Here is a 12,970-nt window from a genome sequence, read left to right on the forward strand (position 1 = left end):
GGTCACAATGCACAAAAATCTGTTTACAGACTATGGTATTCCCGTTTCAGCAGAGGAAGAAAGAACAGCTACAATATGTATGAATGCAGAAGGTGATTATCGGTTTGTTATTGCGGCCAAAGGGTTCGTTATTATTGTCAATCTTGAAAACGATTATATAAAACAAGTTTTCTTTCCCGAAAACAACGATGAATATCCGTATTCCTCGTTTAGCAGCAATGGATTATTTTATACTGGTGCTGCAAATATGTTCATGGTATTGGACCCTTTTTTAGAGCAATTTATTTATTATAAGGTGATTGAAAACGGGGAAGAAATTGTAGGTTTTAGCTTTTCGGAGGATATATCTGGAAATATCTATTTCACTTCGTATCCTCACTGTCATTTGCTTTTTTATTCGCCTCACTCAAAAGAGATTATGGACTATGGCAGTATGGACTTTACCGAAAAGTACCCGGGAAGTGTAGCGGTGGATCATACAGGGTGGGCGTATATAGGGATTGGAACGGAAAAGAAAAATATAGTTGCTTTTCATCTAGAAAAAGGTCTAAAGAAAGACCTTATAGCAGAACAACAAAGGGAAAAGGGAACTGGTTATATCTATTTAGGTGAAGATGGATTTGTATACGGCCATTTGGGAGCTTCTAGTTCTCCGCAATGGATGAAATTCTCTAATGGGGACTTCGAAACTATCGATGTAGAAAAACTATCGCCCTCATTTTATACTGGTACAGCATTTCAAAGGATTCATCGGTATCAAGAGGGAAGATATCATATAGAGAGATACAGCCTGTCTGAAGGATTTATTGAACTTGTTCATAGAGAAACAGCAGAGACAAAAAAAATACAATTTAGCTATGCATCGGATGGAGCGAAATTATCTACAATTTATCTTGGACCAGATGATCATATATATGGAACATCTATGCATCCGCTACAATTTTTTCAATTTAATATTTCCACGAACAAGACGACTAATTTTGGCGGAGAGATTATTGAAAAAGGTGGCGGGGGTAATATTGCAGCCTATGCTTCCACTGGAGATGTACTTATAGGAGCAGCATACGCAGGTGGAAAGCTATATGTATTTGATATGAAAAAGAAATTTAAAAAGAGTGAAAATCCCAAATTGGTGTTGCAGGAAGAAAGTATTCATAGGCCACGCTGCGCCATTGGTTTAAAGGATCATAAACATATTGTCTGGGGTGGATTTCCCGGATATGGAATGGTCGGTGGGTCTTTAGGTATCTACCGTATTGAATCAGAGGAAAACTATCTGCTGACACATGAAAAAGTAGTGGAAAACCAAAGTACGATTAGCCTTGGTGAATTGAGATCTGGTGATATCGTTGGTGGAACGAGTATTGAAACACCGGGTGGAGCAGGATCACGAGAAAAAGAAGCTCACTTATATGTATTAGATTGGGAGACTCGGAGGGTAAAAAATAGTTTTGTTCCAATAGAAGGCGCACGTGAAATTGCTCAAATCTTTGTTGACGAATATGACCGTACACATTGTCTTACGGAACAAAGCATTTACTTTGTATGCGACCCATCTACCGAACAAATACTTTTCCGGAAGGATTTATCCAGCTGGGGCCACATTGTTCGAAATGGTTTTGCTTATGATTTGCCAACTAATACGCTCTATTGTCTCCTTAGTCATACATTGCTCAGTATGGAGATCCAGGTGAAACAGTGTGTAGAACCGAAAGTAGTTCATACCCTGCCGATGAGTGCTAGTAGTGGTGTTGTACATAAAAATAGTCGAATCTACTATGGTAGCGGAAGTCATTTATGCAGTATTCAAATTGGTGAAGATTAGGGGGGAGACAATGTATACATTAAAAGCTTTAGAGAAGGATGGAGCTCTACCTTTATTACATAATGTAAATAATATGGACGAATGGCATGAAAAAAGATCTACGATACGCCGGAATTGGTTAGATTGTATAGGTGACCTTCCTCCTCTAGTTAAACCGAGTATGAAGATTAACACGTGGGAAATCCATACCGATTATTACCTGATCAACATTTGCTATTCAACAGTTTACGAGGACTGGGTACCTGCAAACCTTTTAGTCCCAAAAGTACTTGTAGAAGAAAATTTAGAAACAGAAAGTGATGTACTTCATTTATTGTCCTCAGCCAAAAGTAAGCAGTTTCGGGCAGTAATTGCTCTCCATCCAACTAGCGAAAATGGAAAAGAAGACATAAGTACAACTGCAGGTAGGAAGAATAGACAATACGGACTGGAGCTTGTAAAACGAGGATTTGTGGTTTTAGCTCCAGATACCATAACCGCAGGCGAACGAGTATTACAGAACGAGGAGCCATTTCAAACAGCAGCATTTTATAAAAGTCATCCAAAGTGGTCGGCGGTTGCTAAAATGATTGTGGATCATCAACAAGGGATAAGCTTATTGGAAGAACTAAATATCGTAGATAAAACTAAAATCGGTGCCATTGGGCATTCGTTAGGTGGTTATAATAGCTTCTTTCTAGCGGGGGTCGACAGTAGAGTTAAGGCTGTTGTTTGTAGCTGTGGGTTCTCACTTTTCGCACAAGACCCAGAGAAGCATCGCTGGGGTAGGAGAGAGTGGTTCAGCCATATCCCTAAAATTAGTGATTATATTAATGACGGGATCGTACCGTTTGAGTTCACCGAAATAGCTGCACTAGTTGCTCCAACCCCCTTGTTTCTATGGATGGGGCAAAATGATCGTATATTTCCTCGTTGGGAACCTGCAGCAAAAGGATTAGTTGAACTTAACTCCTTATATGAATGGATGGAAGAAGGGGAACGATTTACATCGTTGCTAGGGAACGCTGGACATGATTTTCCTCCTGAAATTCGCCAAATCGCCTACGCTTTTCTAGATAAATGGTTGAGTTAAAATAGTCCTTCAAGTTTTCATTGCAAAATATGCTATTCTAATTAAAAGTAGGGCAATCATTAGTAGGGAGTTGTGGGAATTGCTAAAAAGAAAAAGTGTTTTTGAAAATCGCTACAATAAGTTTATGCATGAATTAAAAGATGAAATTATCTCAGGAAAGATTAAGCCAGGTGAATTCATACTTCCCGAAAATACATTAAGTAAAGTGTATGAATTAAGTAGAGTTTCCATAAGAAAGGCATTGGCAGAGCTTGTTGAGGAAGGCTTAATCGAGAAAATTCCTGGAAAAGGAAATAGAGTAACAATTCCAAACGATACGCAAAAACAGACGATTACTCTAGGTTGGTTTTCTAATTCATATGAGATAGAAATTATACGGAAAATCATCAAACGTTTCGAACAGCTAAACCCGTTTACAAAAGTAAATCTTCAAATACTACCTAATAGTCAGTATATATACAATCTGACACAGTCTTTAAAGCATGATAACGGACCTGATGTATTTATCGTATCTGACTATCACTTTCGGGAACTAATGGAATCGAATTCTTTAGATATGCTAGATCCTTTCTTACCGGTGCATATTGACGCAGAAAAGGATAGCTATAAACAAGTGTTTGATATGTTCACATATAACCAGACAGTTCCTGTAACACCATTTGTATTTTCACCAGTGATGATCTGCTACAATCGACGGATGTTTGAAGAGGCAGGAATCTCAAAGGACTTCAAAATGGAAAACTGGGATGATTTGTTAGAGTTATCTACCCGTACAACGAAGGGATTGGATAGCGACAGTATGATTAACGAATACGGCTTTTGTTTTTCATCTTCCACAAATCGCTGGCCAGTATTTCTTTTACAGAACAAAGGTACATTCATGGCAGATGACCGCTCTAAATCAGTTATGAATAGAAAAGAGAATATTGAAGCGCTGAATTACTGTGGTGATTTAATGTATAAGCATCAAGTTTCGCCCATATTCTCCCACGGGAGCAATGAGTTAGCTGAAAATCTCTTTATGCGAGAAGGGGCAGCAATGATTTTGACGACCTATTATTTTATGAATGAATTTAGAGATCATAAGATCAAATGGGACGTTCTACCACCTCCTCAAAATGATGCGTCAGGAACACTTCTTTTAGGCGGAGCTCTAGGAATTAGTGCGAACAGCAAAATAAAAGAGGCAGCACAAGCACTTGTAAGTTTTATGGTAAGTACAGAAGCGCAAACATTGCTTAAGCAAAATGGATGTACGATTCCGATGCTCCGCATAGTTGCAGAGGATAATAATCTTCTACAGCCTGGCGTTCATCCAGAACAATATAATGCTTTTAAAGAAGTAATGGGATCCTCCAAGACGATAAGAGATCTTCATTTGACTGTAGAAGAGTTTGAATTGATTGAACGAGAAATGCAATTTTTCTGGGCCAATATGGAAAAAGCAGAGGATACTTGTAAACGAATTGAAGAGCTTCTAAATTTAAAACAAGCAACGCATAACGTTTAAACCGTTATCTAAGGGGTGTACTTGTGATGAAATTTGCTCAACATCTTAAGCAATTAAAACCAAATCCTCGAATTTTATATAATGACGAGGAACTAAAAGAAATGAAAGCAAGACTAGCAAATAACAAACTCGAAATTGGGATTGATTTTAACAATGTGTGGGATAAAACGCTTGAACTAGCAGAGTCATATGTCGATGAAAAAGAGTTTACAGTCCTCTACCCAAGCTGCTCTGTTCAACTGAATATTACTTTGCCATTAATACAATTGGAGCCTGTTGGAGATCCACCAGGATATATAGATTATCCTTTTTGGACGATGTATTCTCGAGCTGTTGAGGAGCGTATCAGGATTTTAGCATTTGCCTATGGAGTGACGAATGAAAAAAGGTTTGCTGGAAAAGTAAAAGAGTATCTCATTGCTCTATCCTCGTTTACAAGATGGTTTGAATTTCCGCAAAGAGGTGCGGAAGGGAATTTAAGTAATGCTCATTTCACCATAGGTGCAGCAATTGGATATGATGCAATTTTGCATACTTTATCCAACTCGGAGAAAAATACGATTAAACATGCAATTTTGACAAAAGGACTACTGCCTTTCCGTATTGATTTCGACAATCATGATAGCCATAATATTATAGCATCGAAGCAAGTAGCGATGCTTATCGGATCACTCGCTATTTTTGATAGTGATTGTAAGGAAGAAGTTGAGCCATTCATCCTCAATTCCTGTACTTATATAAGCAATTATTTAAATAGTAGGATGAAGGATCCGGACATTGAGGGGCTATTGTATTTAAATGTCGCTGCAAGGCATATTTTAATGGCGGTCGATACGTATCATCGTTCGACAGGAGATGACGAATTTCTCCAGCATCCATACTTTAATTTTCTTCCTGATCTTTTCATGTATTCCTTAGGAACAGGTGGAAAGATGAGCTTTGTAAACTTTTCGGATTCATTTTACAGCTTGGATATTTCCTATCTTATGGGAATACTTGCATCGAAAAACCAGAACCGTATTGCTAGCTGGTATGTGCATAAATTCTCGGAAAGTCATCTGGAAACATTGCTTCATGCGAGCAATCTGCCCGAGCCCCTAGAACCTGATAAATACTATGAAAATAAATGCTCTAATATATTTTCTTCGATAGGCTGGGCTTCACTTAGAAGTGGTTGGAAGGATCATGACCATATATTAGCATTCAATTCAAGCAGGTCAGCGAAGAATCATAATCATTTTGATCAAAACAATTTTATATTACATGTTGCTGGAGAATGGCTAATAACCAATCCAGGTTACCAGGATTATGTGGAAGGTCCAAGGAGAGATTTTACGATTGGGACAATTGGACATAATAGTATGCTTGTAAATGGCAATGGACAATCTCAATTAGGTAAAAGTAAATTTATAGATTGGTATACTTCTGATAATTATTCTTTTGTAAGTGGAGAAGCGGCTGGTGCCTACGACAAAAGTATTTCACAATGGGAACGAAAAATAGTACATATCGATAATAGCTATTATCTTATTATAGATAAGGTAATTAAAGACGATCCGGATAGTGTTCTCAGCTTTCTTTTCCATACGACTGCACAAATATATGCAGGGGAGAAAATCCTACTGCCAAAGATGACAACAGAAAAAACACATATTAGGTTCGATGGAGACAAAGCTTCCGTTTCCCTTTACAATTGTTATCCTAAAAATACAAAGAAAAGAGTAGAACAGCATAAGGGAGCAGAAGAATATGGATCTTATCTACAGGTAGTGCCTCTTGATAAGGAGCAGCAGCAATATATGATAACTTTGCTTGTTCCTGAAGTTTCAAAAAACGATTTTGCTTATTCAGTAAGTAGAGATGGACCCCTTTTTCAAATGGAGGTTAGTCGACAAGGCACTACAGATCATATTCTTGTAAATGAGGAAAGAAAGTCTGTGTGGCAAAAAAACTCTAATGGTGAAATTGGTTTTCAAGGAGAACAGGGTTGGATTTCATTTCAGAACGATGGTAATAAGCTAAGTAAGTTAACTGTCGTGAATGGTAGCTGTCTGAAGGTACAAGATGATACGATTTTTCAATCGTCTGAAGATATGAATATCTCTGCTCACATTAATAAAACAGGCGCAAAAATACAGATGGAGCTATTAACAACTACTCAGCTTTGGTTAAAAACCCCGCAGCCTACAAGCCTATTAGTAAATAATGAGGAGCATTTAGTAAGCTATCAAATGGAACAGGAAATGCTGATATTGCAGCTAAAGCCTGGGAAATATGAAATCGAACTATACATTTAAAATTGTATAGATTTACACTTAATTGACTGAATTTTCAATGAAAATTTGTATTTAAAAGAGGTGGTTTACATGGAACTTACCGGCTGGAGAGGTTCTTTATATCATTATATGGATTGGGCTATGAAGCTTGCGTATTTAAATATTCTTTGGTTAGCAGGGATAATTATTGGTGTTGGAATTGCAGGTTTTTTCCCGTCAACCGTTGCAATGTTCTCTGTGCTCAGAAAGTGGACGCAAGAGGATGAAGAGGAACTAAAGGTATTCGCTCATTTTAAAAGTGAATATAAAAAGGAATTCCTAAAGTCCAACAAATATGGCTACTCATGGGTAGTGCTTGGGATAATAATATACGTGGATCTGCAGTTTTTCCGTGGAATACCTACTATTTGGGCATTAATCGTTTCTTTATTCTTTTTTATACTCGGTGCTATTTTTATAGTTGCTTTGCTTTATGCATTCCCGGTTTACGTTCAGTATAAATTGACTTTAAAGCAATACTTTAGAAACTGTTTACTCATTGTTCTATCCAATCCATTGTTTTCTGTGTTAATGGTTTTAGGATTTTATTTCCCATACTATCTGATGATTAAAATTCCAGGGTTACTTCCATTTTTTGGCGGAAGCCTTATAAGTCTAGTGTTAATGATTATTTCTAACAAAATGTTTACGAGTCTAGAGAAAAATAACAAGACAGGTACGGAAGAAAAAGGAATATAATTTCAAAAAAATATTGAATTATTGTAAAATTTAAATTATTATAAATACATGTAATATACATGTATTGAAAAGAGTTTAATAGAGAAAGGGGAGATTAGTTATTGCAACTAAAAGCAAAAAAATTGAGACGCTGGATTCAACATTAGCCGTATCAAATAATATCCCGACTAAAAGAAAAAAGAATTCAATAAAAAAGAAATTATGGCGAGACCGCTATTTATTACTCCTAATCTTACCCGGGATTTTATATTTCCTAATATATCGCTATATACCAATGGCAGGAATTCTTCTAGCATTTAAGGATTATAGCCCGTTTCGTGGATTTGCTGATAGCCCTTGGGTAGGTTTAAAATACTTTAAATTAATCTTTGAAGATGCGGAAGTAATTCAAGTTATTTGGAACACTCTACAAATTTCATTGTTACAAATCTTTTTTGCTTTTCCAATCTCGATTGTACTTGCCTTGATGCTTAATGAAATTAGAAATCAGGTATATAAGAAATTTCTTCAATCTATTGTGTATTTACCTCATTTCTTATCCTGGGTAGTCGTCGTTGGGATAACAGTTATTTTTCTTAGAAGTGAAGGTCTGATTAACAGCGTTCTAGTGAATTTGTTGGAGGTCAATCCAATACCATTTTTAACAGATCCGGCATTGTTCAAGCCTATAGTCATTCTGCAGGTTATTTGGAAGGAATCAGGATGGGGTACTATTCTTTTCTTAGCGGCATTGTCTGGGATTAGTCCTCATTTGTATGAAGCGGCTGTAATAGATGGAGCTAGTCGTTTGAGACAGATGTGGCATATCACTTTACCAGCACTTAAGAGTACGATTGTCATCTTATTAATACTCCGTTTAGGGAATGTCATGGATAGTGGTTTCGAGCAAATCTTTCTAATGTTGAATCCTTTCAATATGGAAACAGGAAACGTATTAGATACTTATGTGTATTTTAAGGGGATTCAGCAGGCTAATTTCAGTTTCGCCACAGCTGTAGGGCTGTTTAAAGGAATTATTGGTTTAATACTTGTTGTACTTGCCAATAGACTTGCGAAAAAGTTTGGAGAAGATGGTTTATATTAAAACACCATCTTACAAGATTTAGGTTAGGGGGTAAGGTTATGTTCAAATCTTCTGGTGGCGAAAGGGTAATGGAAATTGTTAATAACATACTTTTGTTATTAATAGCCGTAACGATGCTATTTCCCTTCTTATATATTTTTTCCGTTTCATTTTCAAGTATAAGTGATGTACTTAATAGTGATTTCCTTTTATGGCCAAAGGATTGGGTGACAGACGCTTATACGTATATTTTAGGATCTGATCAGTTTATCCGTTCCTTATGGGTCACAGTTTATGTCACGGTGGTAGGAACATTTATTAATCTAGTTTTCACTTCTACAATGGCCTATTCATTAACAAGAAATATAATTGGGCAACGGTTAATCCTGTTCTTAGTATTATTCACTATCCTATTTTCTGCAGGAATGATTCCAACTTATATTATTGTAAAAGAAACTGGTTTATTGAATTCGTTATGGGCTTTAATAATACCTGTAGCAATCAGTCCTTTTAACTTAATCATCATGACTCAATTTTTTAAAGGGATTCCTGAGGAACTAACAGAGGCTGCGCTTATTGATGGAGCCAATGATATTCAAATTTTCTCTAAAGTTATTTTACCGTTATCTAAGCCTGCTTTGGCAGCATTTGGTCTGTTTTATGCAGTGGGTCATTGGAATAGCTACTTCTCAGGAGTACTTTACTTGAACGACCCTGCAAAGTGGCCAATCCAAGTTATTCTACGACAAATTGTCATTGTGAATGAACCAAATGCAGCGCTAGGTGGTCATGCGGCAATGGTAGAAGCATTACCTCCTCCAGAAACGGTTCAAATGGCAGCTATTTTGTTGGCAACCTTACCAATACTTATTGTTTATCCATTCTTACAAAAACATTTTGCAAAAGGAGTGATGCTTGGATCTGTAAAGGGTTAGTAATTAGAAATTTGTCTGTATGACTGTTTAACGAAGCCTTACAAAAAGATAAATGGAGGGGTTAATGTGAAAAATAAGCACTTAATAATTAGCTTTCTACTTCTTTTCCTCAGTTTTATGTTGGTAGCTTGTACGGATGAAAACACAGGGGAGAAAGAAACAGACAAAGAAAATGAAACAGCAGGTGAAACTGAAAAAGCTCCAGATACGAAGGTTGATCCATTTGATCATAGTGAAAAATATACAATCACGGGGATGACATTTCGTTTTGGTGATCCACCTCCGTTAAGTAGTCCTGGTCTTGATCTTATTAATGAGCGCTTTAACGTAGATTATAAACCAGAGATTATACCTCAAGGTGACTATGTGGAAAAATCGTCTGCTATTGTTGCATCAGGTTCAATGCCAGACTTAGTTGGTTTCCAAGCTGGTGATACGCGTTTTTATCAGTGGGCTGAAGATGGAGCGTTTCTACCTTTAGATGATTATCTATCGCATTATGTAACATTAGGAAAAATACCAGACTATATTTACAATTCTTTTAAAGTAAATGGCAAGATATATGGGATTCCACGTTATTCTCAACCATTTCCTTTAACACCGATTATTCGTAAGGATTGGCTAGACAAACTAGGGTTAGAAGTACCAACGAATTACGAAGAGCTTGAGGAAATTGCCATTGCATTTACTAAAGAGGATCCAGATGGTAATGGTAAGGCCGATACGTATGGTGTAGCTATTGGAGAAAATATCAATCCAAACTTTAATATGGGAACTTATTGGGATTTCAACGCGTGGTATCACCAAAATGATAACGGTGATTTTATCCCAGGTATCATTTCTGATGGAAGAAAAGAATTAGTACAATTCTTTGCTAACCTTTATAAAGAGGGCGCTATGACGAAGGATTTTGCTGTTTTAGATTGGGCAAGTACGAATAATGAATTTTATTCTGGCAAAGCAGGGATCTTTGTAGGTGGAGTCTCAGGTATGTCACAGGAATATTTTGAAGGGTTGTTATCCATTAACCCTGATGCAGAGCTTGTAGCAATTCCGCCATTTGAAGCACCAGACAAATCTAAAGGATTCACAATGGGTTCAGGTAACTCAGGGATTCTTGCTTTAAATGCTAACCTTGCGGAAGATGAAGGGAAAATTTATCGAGCATTAGAGCTAGTGGATTTCGGAAAAACATACTTTCCGGCTGAGGAAAAAAATCCTCAAAATGCAGACTTTGATTTCTATTTAGGTAAAGAAGGAACTGGTTATAATATGGAAAATGGATTACCTGTCCAAGTTCCAACATTCTCTTCCGATGGACTTTCACCATCAACTTATTTCTTGGATAACAGAGAACAGGTTCCAGAGGATGCAGCGATTAACTATGCTGATAGCTACACATTACCAGAGTTGAAAGAAATGACAGTTTCCTTACAGGAAATGTTTGAATCGAACCAAATGTATATTGACCCTTCTCATGGGGTTCTGTCACAGACCAATCAAGAAAAAGGTACAGACTTAATGCAATTCCTAATAAACGAACAATCTAAAATGATCGCGGGCCAAAGACCAGTATCCGATTGGGATGCTCTTGTTGAGGAATACTTAGCAAAAGGCGGCGAAGCGATAATTAAAGAAACAAATGAAGGCATCAAAGCAAAAGGCTACACAGAAAGAGAATGGAAGTAATAACAAAAGCGAAAGCGACTATATCTTGGAAGTCAGTCTAAAAACGCGACATCGTGTCGCAACGACTGACTGACCCACATCCTGTGGACCTCCGACAGGCAAATGGGGAAAAGCGAGGAGGCAGCTTCTCAGCCACCACAGCTTTCTCACATTTGTCCTCGAGGGGTAAGGAGATGGAGTCTGGACGGAGAATCATTTGTAGAAAGCCTCCACATACCTTAGATTTTATTATTTCTTGAAGCAAATAAATGGCCTGTTCGCTCATGCGAATAGGCTATTTTTATAATAGGTCAGTTAAATGCTGCTGCTGATTTCCGTTTCAGGTGTTTACAGAGGAACGAAGGCTTAAGATCGCCACCTTCCACTACAATTAATAAAGAGTAGAAATCGATAATAAATAATAAATACGGGCTCATTGTGATGCATATAGCAACAAGCCTATCCAAAGCACTCCGGAAACGAGAGGAAACAGGTTTTGAACTTAAAGCACCTTGCATTTTTCTTGAAAATTCCCCCGCCTAATTAAAGACATATTATAGTCATGTCATAAATTGGGTCAGTAAGTTACTATAATTATAGAGTATTCAGAATAATTAGTGAGGGGAGAGATTAGTTTGGATGTTGAAGGTAAATCTGTATCCTCAAAAAGTAATGAGGTCGTAAAAAAGAGAAATATATTTAATTATCTTGGACCAGCATTAATCACTTCTGCTTTAGTATTAGGTCCGGGAAGTGTCACCCTTTCATCTAAAATTGGGGCAATATATGGAACCCAATTAGTTTGGACCATTATTTTAGCTATTATTTTAATGATGGTCTATACAGAAATGAGTACCCGGATTGGTTTAGCAGCTAAGCATAGTTTCATCCAAACGATTAAGAAAAAGTGGGGGTTGCTCGCAGGAGTATTAATCGGGGTTGGGGCATTTTTGGTTACTGCATCATTCCAGGCAGGAAATGCAATTGGTACAGGGATTGCAATATCTACAGTTACGAATATGGATCCAACCATTTGGATTATTATCTTTACCCTACTATCCATTGGTTTGTTATTTGCAAAACAATTTTATCAAATTCTTGAAAAAATGATGCTCGTATTAGTAGTGATTATGCTACTAGCATTTTTAATCACTGTAATATTAGTCCAACCATCCATAGTAGATATTTTTAAAGGATTTATACCGGTGTTACCCGAGGGTAGTATGGGACTAATCATTGCTTTATTTGCTACAAGCTTTTCTATCGTAGGTGCCTTATATCAATCTTATTTAGTTAAAGAGAAGGGCTGGAAAATTACAGATGCTGCAAGTGGTCGTAAGGAATCGTTTTTAGGAATCTTTCTTCTAGGTTTTATCTCCTTTCTAATAATGATCACAGCTGCAACTATTTTAAAGCCTCAGGGACTTGTTGTGAATGATGCAAGTGAAATGGGCTTAGCGTTAGAACCACTTTTTGGTAGCTGGTCTACTTTTGTCTTTATGCTTGGGTTGTTCGGGGCATCCTTTTCTTCCTTGATGGGGAATGCCACAATTGGTGGATCTTTGCTAGCTGATGGACTAGGACTAGGAAGCAGCCTATCAAATTTAAAAGTTAAGCTACTCATTATATTAGTAATGCTCTTCGGCTCCATTATTGGCATTGTATTTGGCTCGGCTCCATTGAATCTAATTGTTTTTGCACAAGCCATTACCATATTTGTTGTGCCTTTTATCGCAATTGCTATTTTAGTAGTAGCTAATGATAAAAATATTATGGGTGAGCTTAAAAATAAACTATTAAGCAATGTTCTAGGGATTATCGGATTAATCGTTTTAATCTATTTAGCTTTTAATAATATAAAAAATATCTTTTTCTCATAAAAA

General features: G+C 37.0%; 9 protein-coding genes. All 9 read left to right on the top strand.

Annotation, left to right across the window (positions count from 1 at the left end):
• Positions 1 to 7 precede the first annotated feature (7 nt).
• Complete coding sequence (locus KD050_RS15355) at positions 8 to 1,825, top strand: ligand-binding sensor domain-containing protein (RefSeq protein WP_211893211.1); 1,818 nt, start codon at positions 8 to 10, stop codon at positions 1,823 to 1,825.
• A 10-nt stretch (positions 1,826 to 1,835) separates the two neighbouring features.
• Positions 1,836 to 2,897, top strand: coding sequence for an alpha/beta hydrolase family protein (locus KD050_RS15360; RefSeq protein WP_211893212.1), 1,062 nt, complete (start codon positions 1,836 to 1,838; stop codon positions 2,895 to 2,897).
• A 79-nt stretch (positions 2,898 to 2,976) separates the two neighbouring features.
• Positions 2,977 to 4,407, top strand: a complete 1,431-nt coding sequence (locus KD050_RS15365) for an extracellular solute-binding protein (protein WP_211893213.1) — start codon at positions 2,977 to 2,979, stop codon at positions 4,405 to 4,407.
• Positions 4,408 to 4,433: 26 nt separating this feature from the next.
• Positions 4,434 to 6,704 (top strand): heparinase II/III domain-containing protein, encoded by a 2,271-nt coding sequence (locus tag KD050_RS15370; RefSeq protein WP_211893214.1) that lies wholly within the window; start codon positions 4,434 to 4,436, stop codon positions 6,702 to 6,704.
• A gap of 69 nt (positions 6,705 to 6,773) precedes the next feature.
• On the top strand, positions 6,774 to 7,421 hold the full coding sequence (locus KD050_RS15375; protein WP_211893215.1) for a YesL family protein: 648 nt from the start codon (positions 6,774 to 6,776) through the stop codon (positions 7,419 to 7,421).
• A gap of 160 nt (positions 7,422 to 7,581) precedes the next feature.
• Positions 7,582 to 8,505: an ABC transporter permease gene (locus KD050_RS15380; RefSeq protein WP_235753998.1), complete on the top strand. Its 924-nt coding sequence runs from the start codon at positions 7,582 to 7,584 to the stop codon at positions 8,503 to 8,505.
• A gap of 38 nt (positions 8,506 to 8,543) precedes the next feature.
• Positions 8,544 to 9,419, top strand: a complete 876-nt coding sequence (locus KD050_RS15385) for a carbohydrate ABC transporter permease (protein WP_211893216.1) — start codon at positions 8,544 to 8,546, stop codon at positions 9,417 to 9,419.
• A 66-nt stretch (positions 9,420 to 9,485) separates the two neighbouring features.
• Complete coding sequence (locus KD050_RS15390; protein WP_235753829.1) at positions 9,486 to 11,108, top strand: extracellular solute-binding protein; 1,623 nt, start codon at positions 9,486 to 9,488, stop codon at positions 11,106 to 11,108.
• Between the two features lie 614 nt (positions 11,109 to 11,722).
• The gene (locus KD050_RS15395; protein ID WP_235753830.1) at positions 11,723 to 12,967 is read left to right on the top strand and encodes an Nramp family divalent metal transporter; all 1,245 of its coding nucleotides are present in this window, start codon (positions 11,723 to 11,725) and stop codon (positions 12,965 to 12,967) included.
• The last annotated feature ends 3 nt before the right edge of the window (positions 12,968 to 12,970 follow it).

This window comes from Psychrobacillus sp. INOP01, from assembly GCF_018140925.1.
Lineage (GTDB): Bacteria > Bacillota > Bacilli > Bacillales_A > Planococcaceae > Psychrobacillus.